Raw genomic sequence first — 24,239 nt, 5'->3', positions numbered from 1 at the left:
CCGCAAAATCTCATCTCACACTTCTCCCCGTACGGCCGGTTGTCGCCCGCAAAAAACCTCGTTATAACGGTTAGTGGCATCCCGCCACCAACCCCACGTGCTCGCACGTGATGCATGACCTTGCCTGGATTGGGCAAGCTGGAGCGTTGACATGGACCATGGAAGTTTTGTCATTGAAAAGCTTTACAAGCACTACAACGTGCACGTAGAGCAGCTAGGTAAGCATTCACAAGAGCATCCGGAAAAAAAAACAGTGCTGATGGTCAACGGCGCGCTGTCCACCACCCGCTCCTTCGCCCGCACCAGCAAATGCCTGGCGGAACACTTCAATGTGCTGCTGTTCGACCTGCCCTTCTCTGGCTATTCGCGTGCGCACAACACCGACCTTGACCTGGTCACCAAAGACGATGAGGTGCAAATCCTGCGCGCCCTGGTGGAGCGCTTCGAAGTCAACCATTTGGTGTCGGCCTCCTGGGGCGGCATCTCCACACTGCTGACCTTGGCCCACAACCCGCCCTCCATCGAAAGCTCGGTGGTGATGGCCCTGGCGCCCAACCTCAACCAAGCCATGCTCGAATACGTGGAGCGCGTACGCGTGCTGATCGAGGCCGATGACAAGTCCGCGGTTGGCCATTTGCTCAACGAGACGGTTGGCAAATACCTCTCGCCCCGCCTCAAGCGCAATAACCACCGGCACCTGTCGAGCATGGCCACCACCGAGTACCGCCAGGCACGCTTTCATATCCACCAAGTGCTGGGCCTGGGCGATGGCAACTACCTGCCGGCGCTCACGCAGATTGAAACACCAGTGCATTTCCTCAACGGCGCGTTGGATGAGTACACCCCGGCAGGCGAGGCCCAACTGTTCAAAAAATACGTAGGCCGTAGCAGCTTCGCCGTCGCTGAACACACCGGCCACTTGCTTGACCTTGAGTCCCGCGAGGCGGCGTTGGCGGTGCACCGAGCGCTGTTGGATTTCCTCGTCGGAGAGCACGCGGCATTGTCAGATTTAGACGAACAGCCAGTGGGAAAAGGAGCAATGGATGGCGCATAATTGCCGACACATAGCCTGCTAACAAAAAGGTAGCTCATGCCCAACCGCGCCCCTCTCGATGCCAAGACCGCTCGCTGGCTCCCTTGGGTGGTGGCGATTGCCTTTTTCATGCAGTCGCTGGATGGGACGATTCTCAACACAGCACTGCCGGCCATGGCCCGGGACCTCGCGGAAAACCCGCTGCGCATGCAAGGGGTGGTGATTGCCTACATGCTCACCGTCGCCTTGCTGATCCCGGCCTCGGGCTGGATCGCCGACCGCTTCGGCACCAAAAAAATCTTCTTCGGCGCAATCATGCTGTTCAGCATTGGTTCGCTGCTGTGCGCACTGTCGAGCAGCTTGACCATGCTGGTGGGCGCGCGGGTGATCCAGGGCTTGGGCGGCGCGCTGATGCTGCCGGTCGGGCGGCTCGTCGTGCTACGCGCCTACCCGCGCTCCGAACTGGTGCGGATCATGGGCTTCATTACCATCCCCGGCCTGCTTGGCCCGTTGCTCGGCCCCACCCTGGGCGGCTGGATGGTGCAATACCTGACTTGGCACTGGATCTTCCTGATCAACCTGCCGGTGGGCATGGTTGGTTGCTACGCCGTGTGGAAACTGATTCCCGACCTGCGCGGCAGCGAGCGCACGCGTTTCGACAGCCTGGGTTTTCTACTGTTCGGCGCAGCGATGGTGCTGATCACCATCGCCATGGAAGGCCTGGGCGAACTGCACCTGCCGCATTTGCGCGTGATGTTGCTGCTGTTCGGCGGGCTGGCGTGCCTGGCGGCGTATTGGCTGCGCGCCGGGAATATCGATAACCCGCTGTTCTCGCCAGTGCTGTTCAAGACCCGCACCTTTGCCGTGGGCATCCTCGGCAACCTGTTTGCGCGACTGGGCAGCGGCGCCCTGCCGTTCCTGGTACCGCTGCTGTTGCAAGTGGCATTGGGTTACTCGCCGTCGGAAGCCGGGATGAGCATGCTACCGCTGGCGGCGGCAGCGATGTTTGCCAAGTCCATCGCCCGGCCGTTGATCGAGCGTTTGGGATACCGCATCGTGCTGACCGGCAACACGTTGGCGCTGGGCATGATGCTGGCAAGCATGGGCCTGGTCAGCGAACAGACGCCTTATCCCCTTCTACTGGGGATGCTGGCAGTACTGGGGGCGATCAACTCCTTGCAGTTCACCGCGATGAACACCGTCACCCTGATCGACCTCGACGACGCCCAGGCCAGCAGCGGCAACAGTTTGCTCTCGGTGGTGGCGCAATTGTCCCTGAGCCTTGGCGTAGCCTGCGCCGGTGCGTTGCTCGGCGGCTTTACCGCCGAAACGGGTAACGATGGCGTGGAAAGCGTGCTCGGCGCGTTCCAGCTGACCTTCCTCACCGTGGGCATTATGGCCATGCTGGCGGCGGCGATCTTCTTGCAACTGTCGCCTACCGACGGCAAACGCGTGGTCAGCCGCGAGCACGACATCGAGCATTAACAGGCTTCTCGTCTAGAACTTGCAGGGAAATTCCCACGGGACTGGTACACTGCGCGACATTTTGTTTTGCAGAGCCAGTCCCGTGACTACCATCGCCACCGCTTTTAATACTTTGCCGCTCTCCGCCGCCATGCTGGCTAACCTCGACTCGCTGGGTTATGCCGAGATGACGCAGATCCAGGCGCAAAGCTTGCCGGTGATCCTCAAGGGGCTGGACCTGATTGCCCAGGCCAAGACCGGCAGCGGCAAGACCGCCGCCTTCGGTATCGGCCTGTTGAACCCGATCAACCCGCGCTACTTCGGCTGCCAAGCCCTGGTAATGTGCCCGACGCGCGAGTTGGCCGACCAGGTCGCCAAGGAAATCCGTCGCCTGGCGCGTGCCGAAGACAACATCAAGGTGCTGACCCTGTGTGGCGGCGTGTCCCTCGGCCCGCAGATCGCCTCGCTGGAACACGGCGCCCACGTCATCGTCGGCACCCCGGGCCGCATCCAGCAACACCTGCGCAAAGGTTCGCTGGTGCTGGACGGTTTGAACACGCTGATCCTCGACGAAGCCGACCGCATGCTCGACATGGGCTTCTACGACGCCATCGAAGACATCATCAGCAAGACCCCGGCGCGCCGCCAGACCCTGCTGTTCTCGGCCACCTACCCGGTGAGCATCAAGCAGCTGGCCTCCAAATTCATGCGCGCGCCACAGCAAGTGAAGGCCGAAGCGTTCCACTCCGACGACCAGATCGAGCAGCGCTTCTACGAGATTTCTCCGGAAGAACGCATGGACGCCGTGACCAAGGTACTGGCGCATTTCCGCCCGGCCTCTTGCGTGGCGTTCTGCTTCACCAAGCAGCAAGTGCAGGAAACTGTGGATCACCTGACGTCCAAGGGCATTTGCGCCGTCGGCCTGCATGGCGACCTGGAACAGCGCGACCGCGACCAGGTACTGGCGATGTTCGCCAACCGCAGTACCTCGGTGCTGGTTGCCACCGACGTGGCCGCCCGTGGCTTGGACATTGACTCACTGGACATGGTGATCAACGTCGAACTGGCCCGTGACTCGGAAATCCACATTCACCGTGTAGGCCGTACTGGCCGCGCCGGTGAGACCGGCCTCGCCATCAGCTTGGTGGCGCCGTCCGAAGCGCACCGCGCCCAGGCCATCGAGCAGCTGCAGAAATCGCCGTTGAACTGGGACCAGCTGGACAACCTCAAGCCTCAGAGCGGCGGCCCGTTGCTGCCGGTGATGAGCACCCTGTGCATTGCGGCCGGCCGTAAAGACAAGGTTCGCCCGGGCGACATCCTCGGCGCGTTGACCGGTGACGCTGGCATCCCCGGTGCCCAGGTCGGCAAGATCGCGATCTTTGACTTCCAGGCCTTCGTGGCCGTGGAGCGCGGGATCGCCAAGCAAGCGCTGCAGCGTTTGAATGACGGCAAGATCAAAGGCCGTTCGTTGCGCGTGCGGATCCTGTAAAGATCTCAAGCTATACAGAGATCTAAATGTGGGAGCGGGCTTGCTCGCGAATGCGGTGGATCAGTCAGCCTATTCGGTGGCTGACAGACCGCATTCGCGAGCAAGCCCGCTCCCACATTTAACTGTATTCCAATTCAGAATTTGTATGAGGACACCGTTTTGCGCTCGACCGAAGTTGTGATCATTGGCGCCGGCGCCGCAGGTTTGATGTGCGCGCTGACCGCCGCCGGGCGTGGGCGCAAGGTGATGTTGATCGACCACGCGAACAAGGCCGGCAAAAAGATCCTGATGTCCGGCGGTGGCCGCTGCAATTTCACCAATATGTACACCGAGCCTGCCAACTTCCTCTCGCACAACGCGCACTTCTGCAAGTCCGCCTTGGCGCGCTACACCCAGTGGGACTTCATCGGGCTGGTGGCCAAGCACGGCGTGCCGTACCACGAGAAGAAGCTCGGCCAGCTGTTCTGCGATAACAAGTCCAGCGACATCCTCGGCATGCTGCTGGATGAATGCATTCAAGTCGGCGTGAGCATGCACTTGGAAACATCGGTCCAGGAGATTGCCAAGCTGGAAACCGGTTATCAGTTGCAAACCACGCTGGGTGAGCTGCACTGCGAATCCCTGGTAATCGCCACGGGCGGCCTGTCGATTCCGACCTTGGGCGCTACCGGGTTTGGTTATCAAGTGGCCAAGCAGTTCGGTCATGAATTGCTACCGACCCGCGCAGGATTGGTGCCGTTCACCATCACCGACCAGCTCAAGGACCTGTGTGGCGAACTGTCCGGCACCTCAGTGGACTGCCTGGTCAGCTGCAATGACCAGAGTTTTCGCGAGAACATTCTGTTTACCCACCGTGGCCTGAGCGGGCCGGCGATTTTGCAGATCTCCTCGTACTGGGAAACCGGCGACACCGTAGAAATCAACCTGCTGCCCGACCACGACGCGCAGACCTGGCTGCAACAGCAACAGGTCGAGCGCCCCAACAGCGAGTTGAAAACCCTGCTGGGTGAGATCTTCACCAAGAAGATGGCCAACCTGCTGGCTGAAACCTGGTTTGTGTCAAAGCCGATGAAGCAGTACACCCACGCCGAAATCGCCGATATCGCGCAAAAGCTCGGCAGCTGGCAACTGGTACCGGCGGGCACAGAAGGCTATCGCACAGCCGAAGTGACGTTGGGTGGCGTGGATACGCGTGAAGTGTCCTCCAAGACCATGGAATCGCTGAAAAGCCCGGGCTTGTACTTTATCGGCGAAGTGCTGGATGTGACCGGTCACTTGGGCGGGTTCAATTTTCAGTGGGCGTGGGCTTCGGGTTATGCGGCAGCGCAATACGCCTGACGACATGTACTCCCACATTGGTTTTGTGGTGTGCCTGGAAGTTATTTTGCGCAATTGATGTGATCGCCACGCTTGCCGTGGCGTCCTTGATAGCTCAATTTAGCGGCATCGTCCCGGAAGACACCAGACTTCATGTCATCGACCTCGTTCAAGCAGTCCATGCGGCGCCTGTGGGCGCTGGATAAATTCAGTTACAGCGTACGGGTATTCATTGCCCTCACCGGCAGCATGGCGCTGTGCTGGTATCAGGATGAAATGGCGCTGCTGATCCCGCTGTTCCTGGGGATTATCGCCAGCGCCCTGGCCGAGACCGACGACAGTTGGCAAGGCCGGCTCAATGCCTTGGCTGTAACGCTGGTGTGTTTCAGCATCGCCGCACTGTCGGTGGAGCTGCTGTTTCCCTATCCGTGGATCTTCGCCATCGCCCTGGCCCTGGCCAGTTTCTGCCTGACGATGCTCGGGGCGCTGGGCGAACGCTATGGCGCGATTGCTTCGGCGACGCTAATTTTGTCGGTCTACACCATGATTGGCGTGGACCAGCGCGGCGGTGCCGTCTCTGACTTCTGGCACGAACCGCTGCTGCTGGTGGCCGGTGCCGCGTGGTATGGCGTGCTGTCGGTACTGTGGCAGGCGCTGTTTTCCAACCAGCCGGTGCAGCAAAGCCTGGCGCGGCTGTTTCGCGAGCTGGGGCGTTACCTCAAGCTCAAATCATCGCTGTTCGAACCGATCCGTCAACTGGACGTAGAAGCGCGCCGCCTGGAACTGGCCCAGCAAAACGGGCGCGTCGTTGCGGCGCTCAATGCCGCGAAGGAAATAATCCTGCACCGCGTAGGCAATGGTCGGCCGGGTTCGAAAGTCAGCCGCTACTTGAAGCTCTACTTCCTGGCCCAAGACATCCACGAGCGCGCAAGCTCCTCCCACTACCCGTATAACGCCCTGGCCGACGCCTTCTTCCACAGCGACGTGCTGTTTCGCTGTCAGCGCCTGCTGCGCCAGCAAGGCAAAGCCTGCCAGACACTGGGCGAGTCGATCCAACTGCGTCAGCCCTTCATTTATGACGACAGTTTCGCCGAAGCGCTGGGTGACTTGAATGCCTCGCTGGAGCACCTGCGCATCCAGAGCAACCCCGCATGGCGTGGCCTGTTGCGCTCGTTGCGGGCCTTGGCGGCCAACTTGTCCACGCTCGACCGCCTGTTGGGCGACGCCAGCAACCCCGACTCCCTCGCGGATGCCACCGACAGCAACCTGCTGGACCGTGCCCCGCGCAACCTGAAAGAGATGTGGACGCGCCTGCGCACGCAACTGACGCCGACGTCGTTGCTGTTTCGCCATGCCTTGCGCCTCGCCCTGGCATTGACCATTGGCTACGGCACTCTGCATGCGATTCACGCCTCCCAGGGCTACTGGATCATCCTCACCACCCTGTTCGTCTGCCAGCCCAACTACGGCGCTACCCGGCGCAAGCTCGGCCAGCGGATTATCGGCACCGCCATTGGCCTGACCGTGGCCTGGGCGCTGTTCGACCTGTTCCCCAGCCCGCTGGTGCAATCGCTGTTCGCCATTGCTGCAGGCCTGGTGTTCTTTATCAACCGCACCACGCGCTACACCCTGGCCACGGCGGCGATCACGCTGATGGTGTTGTTCTGCTTCAACCAAGTCGGCGATGGTTACGGGCTGTTCCTGCCACGGCTGTTCGATACGCTGATTGGCAGCCTGATCGCGGGCCTGGCCGTCTTCCTGTTCCTGCCGGACTGGCAAGGCCGGCGCCTGAACAAGGTGCTGGCCAACACCCTGACCTGCAACAGCATCTACCTGCGCCAGATCATGCAGCAATACGCCGCAGGCAAAAGCGACGACCTGGCCTACCGACTGGCCCGGCGCAACGCGCACAACGCCGATGCGGCGCTGTCGACCACGCTGGCGAACATGCTGATGGAGCCGGGGCACTTTCGCAAAGAGGCTGACGTAGGCTTCCGCTTCCTGGTGCTGTCGCACACCTTGCTCAGCTACCTCTCAGGGCTGGGTGCCCATCGCGAGACGCAACTACCGGCCGAAGTGCGTGAGCACTTGATCGACGGCGCTGGTAAAAGCCTGGCGGCGAGCATCGACGAAATCGCCACGGGGCTGGCCAACAAGCAGCCGGTTGCGATTCAGAGCGATGCCGAAGAAGCGTTGGCAGCAGAGCTGGAGCAGATGCCGGAGGAGATCGATGAAGGGCAGCGGTTGGTGCAGACGCAGTTGGCGTTGATCTGCCGGCAGCTGGGGCCGTTGCGGACGTTGGCGGCGCACCTGATCAAAGACACTCGCGCGGCCTAAATCGCTATCGCAGGCAAGCCCACATTGGAATGCGGTTACCTGTGGGCGCCGGGCTTGCCCGCGATGGAGCCCTCAAGCACCCTACATCCCATGCGCCTTCATCAACCGAGCATAACTGCCATCAACCTTCATCTTGGCAATCTCCCGGTCAAAACTGGCGACGATCTGCTCATGCTCAGGGTTCTTCAGGCTGACCAGGATATGCAGGCTGTTTTCACTCAGCGGCTTGGGTAAAAACTCCACCGCATTGCGCACCCGGGGCGATTCACGCGCCAAGTAATAGCGCGCAACATATTCATCTTCCAGCGTCAGGTTTACGCGCTGAGCAGCGAGCATGCGCACGGCCATGGCGAAGTTATGCACAGGCACTTTGTGCAGCTGCGCATCCTGATCGAAGGCCGCCGAATAGGCATAACCGCGCACTACAGCGATAGGCTGATCGTGCAGTTGTTCCAGGCTCTGATAATCAACGGGGTCGTCGCGGCGCTTGATAAAGCGCACACGGTTCAACAAGTATTCAGCGGAAAACTGCCCCAGTTGCGTCCGCGCATCATCGTACCAGGCATTGATCAGCACGTCATAGCGGCCATCGCCTACGCCCATCAATGCCCGCGCCCAAGGCACTTGTTCAAAATCACTCGCGTAGCCGGCGCGAGCCAAGGCGGTGCTGACGATATCGGTAGCCAACCCGCCGTTGATCAAGGTGGCGTCCGTAAAAGGCGGCCAGGCATCCGCTACCAGGCGCAGACGTTGTGCGGCCGCAGGCTGGGCCAGCAGCAACACTCCTATCAAAGCAACGGCACGAGCAAATCGCGGCATGCTTAAAGTCCTTGGCGGGCAGGCAGTAGCCTGATAACAGTAGCTCATCAATAAGCCTGTATTGCAGATTACACAAAGAACTCAGCGGCGATCGCACTGAATGATGGCAAATTGACGCCATTCACAAAAATGCCGAATTTAGACAGCAGTGCACGTCGCGCTTACTATCGGCCACAGCCATTAATTAAGAGAGCACACCATGACGGTTGATTGGGTTTGCAAACACCACGATGACTTGGGCAAGGAGCAGCTGTACGCCATTTTGCGTCTGCGCAGCGAGGTCTTTGTCGTCGAACAGCAGTGCGTTTATCCGGACCTCGACGGGCAGGATCTTGCGGGTGATACCCACCACCTGATGGCCTGGAAAGATGACGCGTTGGTGGCTTACCTGCGCCTGCTGGACCCGGAGACCCAGGGCGGTGATGTGGTGATCGGCCGGGTGATCGTCGCGCCAGTGGCACGCGGCACCGGGCTGGGCCATCAGATGATGGAAGAGGCCCTCAAGCGCATTGAAGATATCTGGCCTGAGACGCCGATCTTTCTGTCAGCCCAGGCGCATTTGCAGGGGTATTACGCGCGGTATGGGTTTGTGGTGGAGGGTGAGGAATATTTGGAAGATGATATTCCACATATTGGTATGCGGCGCGCTTGATGCCCTCTTCGCGAGCAAGCCCGCTCCCACATTTAACCGTGTACACCCTTTGAAACGCGGTCGAATGTGGGAGCGGGCTTGCTCGCGAAAGCGTCAGCCCAATCACCGCCTCACTCAGGGATAACCCAACACCTGCTTGATCCCCGCCAGGTTCGCCTCGATCCACCCGCGATCAATCGCCCCCCAGCTACGAATCCGATAGTGCCCGGCATGATTGCGCGCGCCGTCTGCCTGCTCGAACTCGCACACGATATCCAGGTCGGCCAGCGCTGCAATCGTGTCCTGCGCTGTGCGCCGCGGCATGCCGGTGGCGTCGGTCAACGCCGGGACGCTGCTGGCCTGCCCGCTGTCGATCAGGTACGCCACATACAGGCGGCGGTAGAAACTGCTTTTGGTCTTGCTCACGTCCATGGTGGGTCGCCTGGTGAGGTTAGGGCTTGCCCTGTAAGTCGCGATACGTGAGGTACACCCGCAGGTCGAATTCCACCTGATGATAGCCGGGCATCATGTAGTCGCAGAGTTTGTAGAACGCCTTGTTGTGGTCTGACTCTTTGAAGTGCGCCAGCTCGTGCACCACGATCATGCGCAGAAATTGCGGCGCGGCCTCTTTGAACAGCGAGGCAATGCGAATCTCTTTCTTGGATTTGAGGTTGCCACCCTGCACCCGTGAAATCGTGGTGTGCAGGCCCAACGCGCGGTGGGTCAGGTCGAGGCGGTTGTCGAACAGCACTTTGTCGATGGCCGGCGCGTTACGCAGGTGTTCCTGCTTCAAGGCCAAGGCGTAGCTGTACAGCGCCTTGTCACTCTGCACCGCATGGCGCTCGGGGTAACGCTGCTCCAGGTAGGCACCCAACTGGTCCTTGGCGATCAGTTGGCGCACTTGCTCCTGGAGAGCTGCGGGGTAGGCCTGGAGGTACTTCAGCGCGATCATGGGGTCTGCAACAGGGAACGAATGGGCGCCAGTGTAGCGAATTCAAAGCAGACGCGCGTGGGACCAGTCAGCCATTTCCTCGGGCCTCAGCGGCTGCGCGGCCCAGGGCCCCTGAATCAACGAACAACCGTTGGCCTTGAGCCACTGGGACTGTTCAAAGGTTTCCACGCCCTCGGCGATCACCAACACATCAAAATGCCCGCACAACTGAATGATGCTGCGGGCCATCGCTGCATCACGCACCGAGCCCGGCAGGCGCGCCACCAATTGCGGGTCCAGCTTGAGCGTATCGAACTCCAGATCACGCAAGTGGGCCAGCGAACACTGACCCAACCCGAAGTCATCCAAGGCGATACGCACCCCGATCTGACGCAATAACTTTAGCTGCTTGTTGGTTTCTTCAAGGTTACTCATCAGGCTGTCTTCACTGATTTCCACCTCCAACTGCCGCCCCTGCAACCCATGTCGCTCAAGTATCTGCTGCAGTTGGCTGGCCAGATTGGGCATATTGAACTGGCTGCTGCTCAAGCTCACGCTCAGCACCAACGCTTCATCGAAGCTGGTCTGCCAGGCCTGGCGCTGGGCGGCGACTTGCTGGTAGATCCAGGCGCTCAACTGGCTGATCAGCCGCGCTTCTTCCAGCAACGGTAAAAACAGACCCGGCGGCACGTCACCGACGCTTGGGTGCTGCCAGCGCAACAGCGCCTCGACGCCGCGCAAACGACCGTCTTCCAGCGACACCTGGGGCTGGTACACCAAGGTGAAGTCTTTGTTCTGGATGGCCGTTCGCACGCTGTCTTCGAGCATCAGGCGCGAGCGTGCCCGACCGTTCATTTCCTGATCGTAATAGCGATATTGCTGACGCCCCGAGCGCTTGGCTTCGTACATCGCGATATCCGCCGCGCGCAGCAGGCCGTTCAAGTCCGAGCCACAGTCCGGGAACGTCGCAATGCCAATGCTGACGCCGAGCATCACATCCAAACCATCGACCTGTTGGCACACGGACACACGCTCGATCAACTTTTCCGAAATCTTTGCCGCCTGCTCCGGGAGTTCCAGTTCCAGCAACGCGGTGAACTCGTCCCCTCCCATGCGAGCGAGAATGTCATAAGGCCGCAAACACGCCTGCATCTGCTGTGAAACCCAGCGCAGCACCCGGTCCCCCGCATCGTGGCCCAACGAGTCGTTGACGCGTTTGAAGCCGTCGAGGTCCAAGTACAGCAACACCAGCGACAGCTCGTTACGTTCGCTGCGCAGCAACGTGTTTTCCACCGCCTGGTAAAAACCTCGCCGGTTCAGCAACCCGGTCAACGGGTCGGTAACAGCCTGAAACTCCAATTGCTGATGCAGATGGCGCACCTCGGACATGTCCAGCACCGTCACCACCATGGCCTTCTGCTCGGCGGGCAACGGCGCGCAGGACAAGGCCACTGGCACCTGCTGCCCGCGACCCGTGCGCAAAATGGCGTCGTGCTGGCGCCACGTCTCGCCTTTGCGATACGCCTCGTACATCGCAAAGCCCAGCCAGGCGGGCACGTGGGGTTTTTGCAGAAAGCTCAAGAAGCTCTCGCCCTGCAACTCGGCCATCGTGGCATTCAGCAGCCTCGAAATGGCCGGATTGGCGTACTGGATCACACTGCCCTCGCCCACCACCAGGATGCCTTCGGCGGCGTTGTCGAGTACCGAGGCATTAAAGGCGCGCGCGGACTCCAAGTCATGACTCAGGCGCTGCAACGCCCGGCGTTTGCGCTGGTGCTCCAGCAAGGCCTGCACCTTGGGCTTGAGAATATGCGGGTCAAACGGCTTGAACAGATAATCGATGGCGCCGCTGGCATAGCCTTCCAGAACAGAGGCTGGTGACTGGGCGTGGGCGGTCAGAAAGATGATCGGTGTCATGCGCGTACGCTGGCTGCCACGCATCAGACGCGCAACTTCAAAGCCATCCATGCCAGGCATGCGCACATCCAGCAACACCAAGTCGACTTCGTGCGTGAGCAGCAACTCCAAGGCTTCCAGCCCAGACGCGGCGGTCATCACGTGCCAGTCTTCACGCTGCAAAAGCGCACGCATGCTGACGAGGTTCTCCGGGTAGTCATCGACCACCAAGAGTACCGAACTGCCATCGCCTGAGTGTGGAGCGCAATCCATTCTACGTCTCTTCCTTGAGGAGCTGCACCGGTCACTTCTGATATAAAAACCGGACAAACACTGAGGTCTCACTCTAGCCCCGGTTCTAAAAAAGCAGAAGTGACGTGGGTGCCATCATTGCGCCAAAGCCCAGGAAGCCGACTAACGGTCAAGCCCTACAGGCCACGCCTCATGGGAAACATGGCTTTTTGGCATTCATCTGACGCCAATAAATTGCCAGCAATTGTTTAACAACCAGACGATCACCGCCTATAAAGAACCTGCAAGGCCCCCGGGCCAAAGCCGTCACCCTCTGTAAAAGGCCAACACCATGATCGACCTTTCCACCTGGAACCTGAGCATTCCGGTCGGCTCGCCGCCCGCGACCATCGACACGCCGAAACTGCTGAGCGGCTTCAAGGACCAATATTTCCAGGCCGAAGGCAGCGACGTGCAATTCTGGACACCGGTCACCGGCACTCGCACCGAAAACGCCGTTTACCCGCGCAGCGAATTGCGTGAAACCTACGCTGATGGGCGTTTGCGCAACTGGACGTATACCGACGCCGACAACTTTCTGCGTGCCACGCTGGCCGTCAACCAAGTGCCCTCCAGCGGCAAAGTGGTCATTGGCCAAATTCACGCCTATGACAGCCAAAAACCGCTGATCAAGCTCGAGTATCAATTCAAGGAAAAGACCCAGACCGGCAACATCGTCGCCAAAGTGCGCATGCGCCCGGATGAAGATGAAGGCCGCGTGATTACCGTGGCCTCCAATGTGCCGCTGGAGAAGCGCTTTACCTATGTGATCAACCTCAATAAAGCCGGGTTGTTGAGTGTCGAGGCGGCTGATGGGCAATGGAATGAGCGAATTGGGGCGGCATGGGGCGCCAAGCCGTTGTACTTCAAGGCGGGGGCGTATGTGCAAGACAACAGTGGGGACAGTAAAGAAGGCGCACGGGTGACGTTTGCAAAGTTGGATATTGATCACGAGTGAAACTTCAAAGACGCCCCGCTAATAACGGGGCTTCTTAGTTACATTATTTTATTCAACACACATCAACATGAAACCCATCGACGAATCACCTGCAGGTTTGTCATCACCGACCTTGAGCGTCAAGACGTTAACGTAATTGATCGCCGGAACACTGCCCAACTTGGCATGCCCATAGAAAATGTGTTCATTGGAACTGACATCCGTGACCGAGACCGTACAGAAACGTGGCATTTTTTTAAACACGCCTGGGACGAATCGGACCTTGTACTCTGAAAAGTAATCGGGCTGCGCGGTCAGCTTTACCTCTTTCACCCAGGTGGGCGACTGCGCCGTGACCTGCCCCTTATCGTCAATAGAGGCGGTCAATATCCGGCTATCCGCATAAGCAATCGAGCCTGTCGCGGCCAACGCCAGAACAGCGCCAGCGGCTTTAATAAAACCCATCATCAATTCTCCGTCATTGAACATCATCAAGGCTCAACCTTAAATGATCCAAGGCCGATAAAAGCGCACTTTCAATGACCTACCAATAAAACAAAAAGGCTGTAGCGCCGCCGGAACATCAACTTATTAGTATTCAGGACAGTTCCGACTGCAAACAACTCAGGAGCGTTTCGGTTCGTAGGTAATATCTGACAAACCTAAGGACAATTCATGGAGTAGTCCAACCCCTTAAACACACCGCCAGTCCCTGTGGGAGCCGGGCTTGCCCGCGATGGCGGTGGATCAGCCACTCTTTGCGGCGGCTGACCCACCGCCATCGCGGGCAAGCCCGGCTCCCACAGTTGCTCCGCATTGGTTGAGGGTTAAGTGCTCGTCCTACACGACCGTTGCGGCCAGCCAGATCGGCGCTTATAGTTCGCCCCGTCGCTGGCATTGGCCGGTGATAGGGTTTCGCAGCCCTAACGATACGTGTGTAACCAAGCATCATGAATGCAACGACGACGCCTCGGCGCCCGACGTTTATTTTATGGTGGCTGTGTGTGGGAGACCTTCGGGTCTGCCGGGTTCCTCGTATCCTCGGTCTGCGAACCCGCACACAGCTACCACCCATTCGTTTCGCAGCGAACGGCGGTAGTCCTTTTTAGACACGAGGAATATTTGCCATGACGCCACAACTGCCACCCCGCCGTTTCACGCCTTGCACCGAAACCGCCACCGATTACCCCGTGCTGCTAATCGACAGCGACGCTCCACTGCTGGACCTCCACGCCTGCCTGCGCGAACGTCTCAACGCAGCGCTAGAACACCTCAACCTGATCGCCTGCTCCAGCCTGCCGGACTTCGCCGAGCGCGACCTGAACAACGCGGCCAACACCGCGCGCATTCTGGTGCAGGACGTGAGCGACGTGTTCCGGGTCATTGAACACCGTGGTTTCGATAAACCTGACGCGGCCTGATCAAATCAGCCACAAAAAAGCCCGCATCGCTGCGGGCTTCTTTTTAAACGCCTAAGGCTCAGTTCACCTTAGCGTTCAACTCACCCTTCAGGTAACGCTGGTACATCGCTTCCAACGAGATCGGCTTGATCTTCGACGCATTACCGGCCGTACCGAACGCTTCATAACGCGCGATACACACATCACGCATGGCGGTCACGGTGGCGAGGGTAAACGCCAGATACAGGTCAATATCAACGTAGGCATTCCATACGCCGCGTTGGGTGTCCTCGACTAAACGCCTCTAGCGTTGAGCGCCCGCGAAGAAAAATATGTGTACCACACCGACAACGTAACCCTCGGCTTATATGCAACAGGATATTGCAGCCTTGTATATGAGTCAGTATTTTTATAAATCAACGGTGGAGCGAAATGTAGGAAATGCCAATCAGAACGATCCGATAAACTCCTGAAAAAACACGAAGGCCCAATTGAAAAACAGTACTACTCAAGAAACTGAAATTGACATTCACAATAAGCCCTCATACGGTTTAAGCACATCGCTACTCTGCTAAGGCAATAACTATGAAACGTGCAATTATAGAACCTAGAGTGAGCGACCTGTATCGATTCACCAGTGCACATAAACTCGACGGCTTCGTATTTGAAGACAGACTTTTTCTCAGTTCAGATCGGCATGATGAAAATATCAAGTAAGCTTATTTACGTGCAAGCGCTATCCAGCCTCTCACTGTGGCTTGATATTTTTTTGATCTTCACGGTTCCGGTTTATCTATGGCATGCCTCTCCTACATCGATAGCGTTCCTGGCTTTTTGCCTGGGTGCTCCAATGTTGTTTCTTGGTCCTATCGTTGGAACGCTGATAGATCGACATGACGTAAGGAAAACACTCGTATTTGGCGCCTTACTCCGCACGCTATCTACCGTAGCGCTAGCCGTGTCTCCAGATCTTCAGAGTTTTCTGTTTTTTGTTATCGTCAAAGGCGTGTCAACCCTATTTTACTTCCCTTCGATAACCATTATGGTTCGGCAACTGATACGTGCTGAAGAGCGCAAATCTTTTTTCAGCCACGTCAGTGTATTTGATCAATTCTCTAAAATTTTTGCGCCGTTACTTGCAGGCGTGTCAACGGCAGTATTATCGCCTAAGGGTTTATTCTTTTTGTCGGCTGCCGCCGTTTTATTAACCTTCCCGTTCCTAAGGTCTATTTGCCTGGCATTTCAACCGCAAATGAATGATTTATCGACGAAGAGCCTTCCACTCTATCGCGACATAACAAGAGGACTTTCTATATTCAATGCCTTGCCCTTTCAACTACGCATAGGCTTTTTGTACTCCCTGTTTACATCGCTGGCGTTAGGAATTTACGACCCGCATTTGGCGTCCTTTCTAGCCTATGAAGGTTTACCTCCAGTTAATTTTTCAGTAATTGTCTCGGCAACAGCCGGAGGCGCAATATGTGCAGCACTGCTGGTGAAGTTCAAGCTGGGCAATATTGATGAGATTCTACTTCGGTCACATGCATTAGTTATTTTCTCTGCCGCATTAATCCTGACCGTAATCTTAGTACTTTTCCAAGTACCGGGAAGAGCCTATCTCTATCCGTTGGTTTGGTTTGTGAACGGCTTCGGCTATGAGATGCTGATAATATCTTCAAATATAATCCTTCAACAATTATGCCCTTCTGACAACATTGGAAGAGTCTCCATGTCTTTCAGGAGCATCCAAATACTCTGCGTTATAACAGGACCTTCTTTAGGAACAGTGCTCATCATCGCAGGCGGTCGCCCAGCGCCTTTTGTCGTGGCTGCAGGCATGGCATTTTTAACTGCATCAGTGTCAATTGCGGTCTATTTATATTGGAATAGAAAACAAGCGCACACACCTGTCAGTTAGTGCAGAATCAAACGATCACTTGGCGAACCTCGTGTCACTCAAGCTTACCTAGTCAAATCCCACCCACAAAAAAGCCCGCATCGCTGCGGGCTTCTTTTTAAACGCCTAAGGCTCAGTTCACCTTAGCGTTCAACTCACCTTTCAGGTAACGCTGGTACATCGCTTCCAACGAGATCGGCTTGATCTTCGACGCATTACCGGCCGTACCGAACGCTTCATAACGTGCGATACACACATCACGCATGGCGGTCACGGTGGCACCGAAGAATTTACGTGGGTCAAATTCGCTCGGGTTGGTGGCCATCAGGCGACGCATTGCGCCGGTGGACGCCAGGCGCAGGTCGGTGTCGATGTTGACCTTGCGCACGCCGTATTTGATGCCTTCGACGATTTCTTCAACCGGCACGCCGTAGGTTTCTTTGATGTCGCCGCCGTACTGGTTGATGATCGCCAGCCACTCTTGCGGTACCGAGGAGGAGCCGTGCATCACCAGGTGGGTGTTAGGGATGCGTTTGTGGATTTCCTTGATGCGGTCGATGGCCAATACGTCGCCGGTAGGTGGCTTGGTGAATTTGTAAGCGCCGTGGCTGGTGCCGATGGCGATGGCCAGGGCGTCCACTTGGGTCTTCTTCACGAAGTCAGCAGCTTCTTCCGGGTCGGTCAGCATCTGGCTGTGATCCAGCACGCCTTCGGCGCCGATGCCGTCTTCTTCACCGGCCATACCGGTTTCCAACGAACCCAGGCAGCCCAGCTCGCCTTCAACCGATACACCGCAGGCGTGAGCCATGGCCACGGTTTGTTGGGTGACGCGTACGTTGTACTCGTAGTCGGTTGGGGTCTTGCCGTCTTCGCCGAGGGAGCCGTCCATCATCACCGAGCTGAAGCCCAGTTGGATGGAGCGCTGGCACACGTCAGGGCTGGTGCCGTGGTCCTGGTGCATGCACACCGGGATGTGTGGGAATTCTTCGATCGCGGCGAGGATCAGGTGACGCAGGAAAGGCGCGCCGGCGTATTTGCGCGCACCGGCCGAAGCCTGGACGATCACGGGGGAGTCGGTCTTGTCAGCGGCTTCCATGATGGCGCGCATCTGCTCAAGGTTGTTGACGTTAAAGGCTGGGACGCCGTAGCCGAACTCGGCTGCGTGGTCCAGCATTTGACGCATGCTGATAAGTGCCATTGTGTTGTCTCTCCCGGTCGAGGGTCGTTAATCGTGCAAGCCTGCCGTAGCGGCGGCTGCTATTCAAGTTATTGCAGGTCAGGGTTTGCATGCCTGGCGTGCTGAATCGTTATTGCAGTGTCCGATTCAAAATTCATGTCACTTTGGAACCGGATCTACTGTGGGAGCGGGCTTGCTCGCGAAGGCGGTTTAATACTCACCGAATTCGTCAGCTGGACCACCGCATTCGCGAGCAAGCCCGCTCCCACATTTGGATCTCGTTAAATTTGAGATCGTGTTCTCACTGAGCCTTGCAGCCACGCCCAATCAAATCGTCGGTGGCGACCCAGTAAATCAGGCCTTCCTCACCTTTTGTGTGAAACGCCAACTGGTCGTTGCTGTACAGCACGCCCGAAGCGGCAACGTCTTGTTTAAGACGGTAGACCTGGTCCGAGCCGCCGAGGCGTACATCCACCTCAGAACGGGCCTGGTTGGCAAAGCGCCAGTTGACCTCGGCCTTGCTGTCGCAGGTCCAGGTGGTCCACGTGTCGGCAGGCTCTGCCTTGTTGAACATGTTCATGCTGCTGCAACCGGCCAATAAGGCCAGGGCTGCCAGGGCGAAAACGCCTTTCATTGCCAATCCTCGAACGACGGCCCCAGGGCCGCCACTGCTGTCGGTTAGTTGATCAGACCCGTCAGGGGCAACCCTGTTCCTGACCGTTGGGCGCGACGTCGTATTTCTCCAGCCGTTCGTTGCCGATACGCTTGTTGATCACCGGCATGGTTTCGGCTTGCCAGTCAGCCTGGTAGCAGCTCTTTTTCTGCCCCGGCGCAGGCTCAGCGCCAGCCGGTTTAGCGCTTGGCGTGCTGCCGCAGCCGGCCAACAGGCCCGCTGCGATCACCAGTGCCAACGACTTGATCATGGGAATACTCCTTTTCCGGATCACCAGCCTCAGCCTTTGGCTCGGGTTTCCAGCACTTCAACGGCCGGCAGGACTTTGCCTTCGACGAACTCGAGGAAAGCGCCGCCACCGGTAGAAATGTAGGAGATTTGGTCAGCAACGCCATATTTATCGATGGCCGCCAGGGTGTCGCCACCCCCGGCGATGGAGAACGCCGAGCTTTCAGCGATGGCGTGGGCCAGAACTTTAGTGCCGTTACCGAATTGATCAAACTCGAACACGCCAACCGGGCCGTTCCACAAAATGGTCTTGGACGACTTCAGCAGTTCAGCGAAATTGGCTGCTGTTTGCGGGCCGATGTCCAGGATCATGTCGTCGGCTGCCACGTCAGCGATAAGCTTGACGGTGGCCTCAGCGCTCTCGGCAAATTCCTTGGCGACAACCACGTCCACCGGCAGCGGCACGCTCACTTTTGCGGCGATGGCGCGGGCGGTGTCGAGCAGGTCCGGTTCGTACAGCGACTTGCCCACCGGGTGGCCGGCAGCCGCCAGGAAGGTGTTGGCAATGCCGCCGCCGACGATCAGCTGGTTGCAGATCTGGCTGAGGCTATTAAGCACATCGAGCTTGGTGGAGACTTTGGAACCGGCAACGATGGCGGCCATGGGCTGGGCCGGAGCGCCCAGGGCTTTGCCCAGTGCATCCAGTTCAGCGGCCAGCAGTGGGCCAGCAGCGGCGACTTTGGCGAACTTGGCCACGCCGTGGGTCGAACCTTCGGCGCGGTGAGCGGTGCCAAACGCGTCCATCACGAACACGTCGCACAGGGCCGCGTATTGCTGGGCCAGTTCGTCGCTGTTGTTTTTCTCGCCTTTGTTGAAGCGCACGTTTTCGAACAATACGATGTCGCCAGGCTTGACGTCGACGCCGCCCAAGTAGTCAGCCACCAGCGGCACATCGCGGCCCAGGGCCTTGCTCAGGTAGTCGGCAACAGGCTTAAGGCTGTTTTCGGCGGAAAACTCACCTTCGGTCGGGCGACCCAAGTGGGAGCAGACCATCACGGCCGCACCTTTTTCCAGGGCCAGCTTGATGGTCGGCAGCGAGGCCAGGATTCGCGCATCGCTGGTGACCACACCGTCCTTGACTGGGACGTTGAGGTCTTCGCGAATCAGTACGCGCTTACCTTGCAGATCGAGGTCGGTCATCTTCAACACGGTCATGGGTCGCAGTTCCTGAGTTACTGTTGAGGTTGTTTAGAGGCGATGTGCAGATAATGTTCCGCAACATCCAGCATTCGGTTGGCAAACCCCCATTCGTTGTCGAACCAGGCCAGGATGTTCACCAGCCTCGGGCCGGAGACGCGGGTCTGGCTGGCATCGACAATCGCCGAATGCGGGTCATGGTTGAAATCACAACTGGCGTGCGGCAACTCGGTGTAGGCCAGCAAGCCTTTGAGCGGGCCGCTGGTGGCGGCGTCGCGCAGTATCCGGTTGACCTCAGTCGCATCGGTGTCGCTGACGGTTTGCATGGTGATGTCCAGGCAGGACACGTTCACCGTCGGCACCCGTACGGCTTTGGCCTGGATTCGCCCGGCAAGTTCCGGCAGCAGTCGTTCGATGCCGCGGGCCAGGCCGGTAGACACCGGAATCACTGACTGAAAGGCCGAACGTGTGCGACGCAGGTCTTCATGGTGGTAGGCGTCAATCACTGGCTGGTCGTTCATCGCTGAGTGAATCGTGGTGATCGACACATAGTCCAGACCGATCGCCTGATCCAGCAGGCGCAACAACGGCACGCTGCAGTTGGTGGTGCAGGAGGCGTTGGACACCAGCAGTTCATTGCCGGTCAGGCAACCCTGGTTGATGCCGTAGACGATGGTGGCGTCGACATCCGCCTCGCTGGCCATCGGCTGGGAAAACAGCACACGCGGTGCGCCGGCGTCGAGAAAACGCTGACCATCGGCACGGGTGTTATAGGCACCGGAGCATTCCAACACCAGGTCGACGCCCAGCGCCGCCCAGTCGATGCCTTCGGGGGTGGCACTGCGCAGAACCTTCACGCAGTTGCCATTAATATGCAGACAATCGTCCTCGACCCGCACTTCGCCGGGGAACCGGCCGTGGGTGGAGTCAAAGCGTGTCAGGTATTCGATGCTGGCCATGTCGGCCAAATCGTTGATCGCAACAATTTCAAACCCGGCAGCCGCCCCTCGCTCGAACAGAGCACGCAAGACGCAACGACCAATGCGGCCGTAGCCGTTGAGTGCAACTTTGTAGGGACGCGGTTGGGGCATGGGGTTCTCGATTACCTTGGGTAATAGGGTGGCTGTTAGATCGCTTTCGCGAGCAAGCCCGCTCCCACACTTGAATGGGTTCACAATTCCAACTGTGTGAACCCGATCAAATGTGGGAGCGGGCTTGCTCGCGAAGGCGTCAGTACAGCCACCTCAATCTACAGCCTTAGTCTTCCAGCAGCTCTTCAGCCTGACCCAAGATGTTTTCCAGGGTGAAACCGAACTCTTCGAACAACGCTGGCGCCGGCGCCGACTCACCGTAGGTGGTCATGCCGATCACGCGGCCTTCCAGGCCCACGTACTTGTACCAGTAGTCGGCGTGAGCCGCTTCGATGGCAATACGCGCGCTGACCTGCAACGGCAGAACCGATTGCTTGTAATCGGCGTCCTGGGCCTCGAACAGGCTGGTGCACGGCATGGACACAACGCGCACGTTACGGCCCTGGGCAGTCAGCTTGTCGTACGCCTGAACAGTCAGGCCCACTTCGGAACCGGTGGAGATCAGGATCAGCTCCGGCTCGCCAACGCAGTCCTTGAGCACGTAGCCACCACGGCTGATCGCCGCGATCTGCGCGTCGGTACGCACTTGGTGCTGCAGGTTCTGGCGCGAGAAGATCAGCGCCGAAGGGCCGTCCTTACGCTCGATGGCGTGCTTCCAGGCCACGGCGGATTCGACCGCGTCGGCTGGGCGCCAGCAATCCAGGTTCGGCGTGGTACGCAGGCTGGTCAGTTGCTCGACCGGCTGGTGCGTGGGGCCGTCTTCGCCCAGGCCGATGGAGTCGTGGGTGTACACATGGATCACACGCTTCTTCATCAGCGCGGCCATACGCACAGCGTTGCGCGCGTATTCCATGAACATCAGGAAGGTTGCACCGTAAGGCACCAGGCCGCCGTGCAGGGACACGCCGTTCATGATGGCGCTCATGCCGAATTCGCGCACGCCGTAGTACATGTAGTTGCCGCTGGCGTCTTCAGCCGAGACACCTTTGCAACCTTTCCACAGGGTCAGGTTGGAACCGGCCAGGTCAGCCGAACCGCCGAGAATTTCCGGCAGCAGCGGGCCGAAAGCATTCAAGGTGTTCTGGCTGGCTTTACGGCTGGCGATGGTCTCGCCTTTGGCCGCGACTTCGGCGATGTAGGCCGAGGCTTTTTCCGAGAAGTCGGCAGGCAGGTCACCGGCCAGGCGGCGCACCAGTTCGTTGGCCAGTTCCGGGAATTCGGCGGAGTAGGCCGCAAAACGCTGGTCCCACTCGGCTTCGCTCGCCAGGCCTTTTTCCTTGGCGCTCCACTCGGCGTAGATGTCGGCCGGGATTTCGAACGGGCCGTGGTTCCACTTCAGTGCTTCGCGGGTCAGGGCGATTTCCGCGTCACCCAGTGGGGCGCCGTGGCAGTCTTCTTTACCTTGCTTGTTCGGCGAACCAAAGCCGATGGTGGTCTTGCAGCAGATCAGGGTCGGCTGCTCGCTCTTGCGCGCGGTGTCGATGGCGGTCTTGATCTCTTCCGGATCGTGGCCGTCGACGTTGCGGATCACCTGCCAGTTGTAGGCTTCGAAACGCTTCGGGGTGTCGTCGGTGAACCAGCCTTCGACTTCGCCGTCGATGGAGATGCCGTTGTCATCGTAGAAAGCGATCAGCTTGCCCAGGCCCAGGGTACCGGCCAGGGAAGCGACTTCGTGGGAAATGCCTTCCATCATGCAGCCATCACCCAGGAACACGTAGGTGTGGTGGTCGACGATGTTGTGGCCAGGGCGGTTGAACTGCGCGCCCAGCACTTTTTCAGCCAGCGCGAAGCCCACAGCGTTAGCCAGGCCTTGGCCCAGGGGACCGGTAGTGGTCTCGACGCCTGGGGTGTAGCCGAATTCCGGATGGCCCGGGGTACGGCTGTGCAGCTGGCGGAAGCTCTTGAGGTCATCAATGGTGACGTCGTAGCCGGTCAGGTGCAGCAGCGAATAGATCAGCATCGAGCCGTGGCCGTTGGACAGCACGAAGCGGTCGCGGTCGGCGAACGACGGGTTGCTCGGGTTGTGTTTCAGGTAGTCACGCCAAAGTACCTCGGCGATATCCGCCATGCCCATCGGGGCACCGGGATGGCCGCTGTTGGCTTTTTGCACGGCATCCATGCTGAGGGCACGAATGGCGTTGGCACGCTCACGACGGCTGGGCATCGCTGATCTCCTGGGGGTTTGAATATAGAAACCGAAAAAAGGACCGGCATTTTCCCTCAGCCACCGCCTGCGGGCAATGACAGATAGTCACTTGACGGTGTTTTTCCTGTGGTTTGCCCGGCAATCGCTTGCAGAAAAGCGCCACTGCTTCGTTTAGGGGTTATAGCGACCGCTTATGACCACCGACTATCGACCAATATCAAAACTTTTTGATATTGGCCTTGCGGGGACTTCCACCCGTCACTAGACTGCTGGCCTTATGAATCTATCCGTGCCCTCCCTGCGTCCTGACGACGGCGATGAACTGGCAGCCTTGTGTAAGGCCGCTGGTGATCCGCTACGCCTGAACGTATTGCGTGCGCTGTCCAACGATTCCTTCGGCGTACTGGAGCTGGCGCAGATCTTCGCGATCGGCCAATCCGGCATGAGCCACCACCTCAAGGTATTGGCCCAGGCTGACCTGGTAGCCACTCGCCGTGAAGGCAATGCGATATTTTACCGCCGCGCCCTGCCCCACACTGAACTGCTCGGCGGCAAGCTGCACACCGCCCTGCTCGAAGAAGTGGACAGTTTGAGCCTGCCGACTGAGGTGCAGTCGCGCATCAGCACAGTCCACGGGCAACGCGCCGCCGCCAGCCAAGATTTTTTCGCACGGGTTGCCGAAAAGTTTCGCGCCCAGCAGGACCTGATCGCAGGGTTACCGCAGTACCGCGAAAGCGTACTGGCGATGTTGGACAAGCTGAGCTTCAGTGATGAGGCGACGGCGTTGGAAGTTGGCCCTGGCGACGGCGGTTTCCTGCCGGAACTGGCGCGCCGTTTTACGCAGGTGACAGCGCTGGACAACAGCCCGGCGATGCTTGAGTTGGCGCGCCAGCTCTGTGAGCGTGAAGCATTGTGTAACGTCAACCTGCAGTTGGCGGACGCGTTGAATGACACCAGCCTGCGGGCCGATTGCGTGGTGCTGAACATGGTCTTGCACCATTTCGCCGCCCCTGCCGACGCCCTCAAGCAGATGGCGAATTTGCTGCAACCCGGCGGTAGCCTGCTGGTGACAGATTTATGCAGCCATAACCAGAGTTGGGCCAAGGAGGCCTGCGGTGATCTCTGGTTGGGTTTTGAACAGGACGATCTGGCCCGTTGGGCCACCGCTGCGGGACTCGTTCCCGGGGAAAGCCTCTATGTAGGTTTACGTAATGGTTTCCAGATTCAGGTCCGCCATTTTCAGCGGCCGGCTGGCGACACTCACCATCGGTAAATATCAGGAAAA

The 24,239-nt window shown here is 58.6% G+C and carries 21 protein-coding genes and 1 pseudogene; 10 read left to right on the top strand and 12 right to left on the bottom strand.

Annotated elements, in window-relative coordinates:
• The first annotated feature begins 151 nt into the window (after positions 1–151).
• From E0F99_RS05910 to yccS, 5 genes are all read left to right on the top strand, one after another.
• The gene (locus tag E0F99_RS05910) at positions 152–1,054 is read left to right on the top strand and encodes an alpha/beta fold hydrolase (RefSeq protein WP_083356373.1); all 903 of its coding nucleotides are present in this window, start codon (positions 152–154) and stop codon (positions 1,052–1,054) included.
• Positions 1,055–1,090: 36 nt separating this feature from the next.
• A complete protein-coding gene (gene mdtD / locus E0F99_RS05905) occupies positions 1,091–2,518 on the top strand; it encodes a multidrug transporter subunit MdtD (protein ID WP_083356372.1) in 1,428 nt (475 codons plus the stop codon).
• 130 nt (positions 2,519–2,648) lie between these two features.
• Positions 2,649–3,986 (top strand): ATP-dependent RNA helicase DbpA, encoded by a 1,338-nt coding sequence (dbpA, locus tag E0F99_RS05900; protein ID WP_232000154.1) that lies wholly within the window; start codon positions 2,649–2,651, stop codon positions 3,984–3,986.
• Between the two features lie 159 nt (positions 3,987–4,145).
• Positions 4,146–5,324: a BaiN/RdsA family NAD(P)/FAD-dependent oxidoreductase gene (locus tag E0F99_RS05895; RefSeq protein WP_083356370.1), complete on the top strand. Its 1,179-nt coding sequence runs from the start codon at positions 4,146–4,148 to the stop codon at positions 5,322–5,324.
• Between the two features lie 132 nt (positions 5,325–5,456).
• Positions 5,457–7,640, top strand: coding sequence for a YccS family putative transporter (yccS, locus tag E0F99_RS05890; protein ID WP_083356369.1), 2,184 nt, complete (start codon positions 5,457–5,459; stop codon positions 7,638–7,640).
• A gap of 81 nt (positions 7,641–7,721) precedes the next feature.
• Here yccS and E0F99_RS05885 read toward each other — a convergent pair whose 3' ends face one another.
• Positions 7,722–8,459 carry a substrate-binding periplasmic protein gene (locus tag E0F99_RS05885; protein ID WP_083356368.1) on the bottom strand — a complete coding sequence of 246 codons (738 nt, stop codon included), beginning with the start codon at positions 8,457–8,459 and terminating at the stop codon, positions 7,722–7,724.
• A gap of 199 nt (positions 8,460–8,658) precedes the next feature.
• On the opposite strand from E0F99_RS05885, the gene E0F99_RS05880 reads away from it, so the two are divergent.
• On the top strand, positions 8,659–9,111 hold the full coding sequence (locus tag E0F99_RS05880) for a GNAT family N-acetyltransferase (RefSeq protein ID WP_083356367.1): 453 nt from the start codon (positions 8,659–8,661) through the stop codon (positions 9,109–9,111).
• Between the two features lie 114 nt (positions 9,112–9,225).
• On the opposite strand, the gene E0F99_RS05875 is transcribed toward E0F99_RS05880, so the two are convergent.
• The 3 genes from E0F99_RS05875 to E0F99_RS05865 are packed head-to-tail and all read right to left on the bottom strand — an operon-like array spanning position 9,226 to position 12,190.
• Positions 9,226–9,522, bottom strand: coding sequence for a winged helix-turn-helix domain-containing protein (locus E0F99_RS05875; protein WP_083356366.1), 297 nt, complete (start codon positions 9,520–9,522; stop codon positions 9,226–9,228).
• Between the two features lie 19 nt (positions 9,523–9,541).
• On the bottom strand, positions 9,542–10,042 hold the full coding sequence (locus tag E0F99_RS05870) for a M48 metallopeptidase family protein (RefSeq protein ID WP_083356365.1): 501 nt from the start codon (positions 10,040–10,042) through the stop codon (positions 9,542–9,544).
• A gap of 42 nt (positions 10,043–10,084) precedes the next feature.
• Positions 10,085–12,190 (bottom strand): putative bifunctional diguanylate cyclase/phosphodiesterase, encoded by a 2,106-nt coding sequence (locus tag E0F99_RS05865; RefSeq protein WP_083356364.1) that lies wholly within the window; start codon positions 12,188–12,190, stop codon positions 10,085–10,087.
• Positions 12,191–12,500: 310 nt separating this feature from the next.
• Between E0F99_RS05865 and E0F99_RS05860 the strand changes: the two genes are divergently transcribed.
• A complete protein-coding gene (locus E0F99_RS05860; protein ID WP_083356363.1) occupies positions 12,501–13,166 on the top strand; it encodes a polysaccharide lyase family 7 protein in 666 nt (221 codons plus the stop codon).
• A 48-nt stretch (positions 13,167–13,214) separates the two neighbouring features.
• Here the strand turns inward: E0F99_RS05860 and E0F99_RS05855 are convergent, their stop codons facing one another.
• The gene (locus E0F99_RS05855) at positions 13,215–13,637 is read right to left on the bottom strand and encodes a hypothetical protein (protein ID WP_408003421.1); all 423 of its coding nucleotides are present in this window, start codon (positions 13,635–13,637) and stop codon (positions 13,215–13,217) included.
• 635 nt (positions 13,638–14,272) lie between these two features.
• On the opposite strand from E0F99_RS05855, the gene E0F99_RS05850 reads away from it, so the two are divergent.
• Positions 14,273–14,566, top strand: a complete 294-nt coding sequence (locus E0F99_RS05850) for a fructose-bisphosphate aldolase (protein ID WP_083356362.1) — start codon at positions 14,273–14,275, stop codon at positions 14,564–14,566.
• A gap of 58 nt (positions 14,567–14,624) precedes the next feature.
• On the opposite strand, the pseudogene E0F99_RS05845 reads toward E0F99_RS05850, so the two are convergent.
• A pseudogene (locus E0F99_RS05845) lies at positions 14,625–14,843 on the bottom strand (fructose-1,6-bisphosphate aldolase); the annotation flags it as partial.
• A 366-nt stretch (positions 14,844–15,209) separates the two neighbouring features.
• On the opposite strand from E0F99_RS05845, the gene E0F99_RS05840 reads away from it, so the two are divergent.
• Positions 15,210–16,463, top strand: a complete 1,254-nt coding sequence (locus E0F99_RS05840) for an MFS transporter (protein WP_232000123.1) — start codon at positions 15,210–15,212, stop codon at positions 16,461–16,463.
• A 112-nt stretch (positions 16,464–16,575) separates the two neighbouring features.
• Here E0F99_RS05840 and fba read toward each other — a convergent pair whose 3' ends face one another.
• From fba to tkt, 6 genes are all read right to left on the bottom strand, one after another.
• A complete protein-coding gene (gene fba / locus E0F99_RS05835; protein ID WP_003177554.1) occupies positions 16,576–17,640 on the bottom strand; it encodes a class II fructose-bisphosphate aldolase in 1,065 nt (354 codons plus the stop codon).
• A 280-nt stretch (positions 17,641–17,920) separates the two neighbouring features.
• Complete coding sequence (locus E0F99_RS05825; protein ID WP_083356361.1) at positions 17,921–18,253, bottom strand: MliC family protein; 333 nt, start codon at positions 18,251–18,253, stop codon at positions 17,921–17,923.
• Positions 18,254–18,314: 61 nt separating this feature from the next.
• Complete coding sequence (locus E0F99_RS05820; RefSeq protein ID WP_083356360.1) at positions 18,315–18,542, bottom strand: hypothetical protein; 228 nt, start codon at positions 18,540–18,542, stop codon at positions 18,315–18,317.
• Between the two features lie 29 nt (positions 18,543–18,571).
• The gene (locus tag E0F99_RS05815) at positions 18,572–19,735 is read right to left on the bottom strand and encodes a phosphoglycerate kinase (RefSeq protein WP_083356359.1); all 1,164 of its coding nucleotides are present in this window, start codon (positions 19,733–19,735) and stop codon (positions 18,572–18,574) included.
• A 17-nt stretch (positions 19,736–19,752) separates the two neighbouring features.
• Positions 19,753–20,808 carry an erythrose-4-phosphate dehydrogenase gene (gene epd, locus E0F99_RS05810; RefSeq protein WP_083356358.1) on the bottom strand — a complete coding sequence of 352 codons (1,056 nt, stop codon included), beginning with the start codon at positions 20,806–20,808 and terminating at the stop codon, positions 19,753–19,755.
• Positions 20,809–20,974: 166 nt separating this feature from the next.
• Complete coding sequence (gene tkt / locus E0F99_RS05805) at positions 20,975–22,972, bottom strand: transketolase (protein ID WP_083356357.1); 1,998 nt, start codon at positions 22,970–22,972, stop codon at positions 20,975–20,977.
• Between the two features lie 259 nt (positions 22,973–23,231).
• Between tkt and E0F99_RS05800 the strand changes: the two genes are divergently transcribed.
• Positions 23,232–24,227 carry an ArsR/SmtB family transcription factor gene (locus E0F99_RS05800; RefSeq protein WP_083356356.1) on the top strand — a complete coding sequence of 332 codons (996 nt, stop codon included), beginning with the start codon at positions 23,232–23,234 and terminating at the stop codon, positions 24,225–24,227.
• Positions 24,228–24,239: the final 12 nt, after the last annotated feature.

The organism is Pseudomonas antarctica, assembly GCF_900624995.1.
GTDB lineage: Bacteria > Pseudomonadota > Gammaproteobacteria > Pseudomonadales > Pseudomonadaceae > Aquipseudomonas > Aquipseudomonas antarctica.
This window is presented reverse-complemented; position numbering and strand designations above follow the sequence as displayed.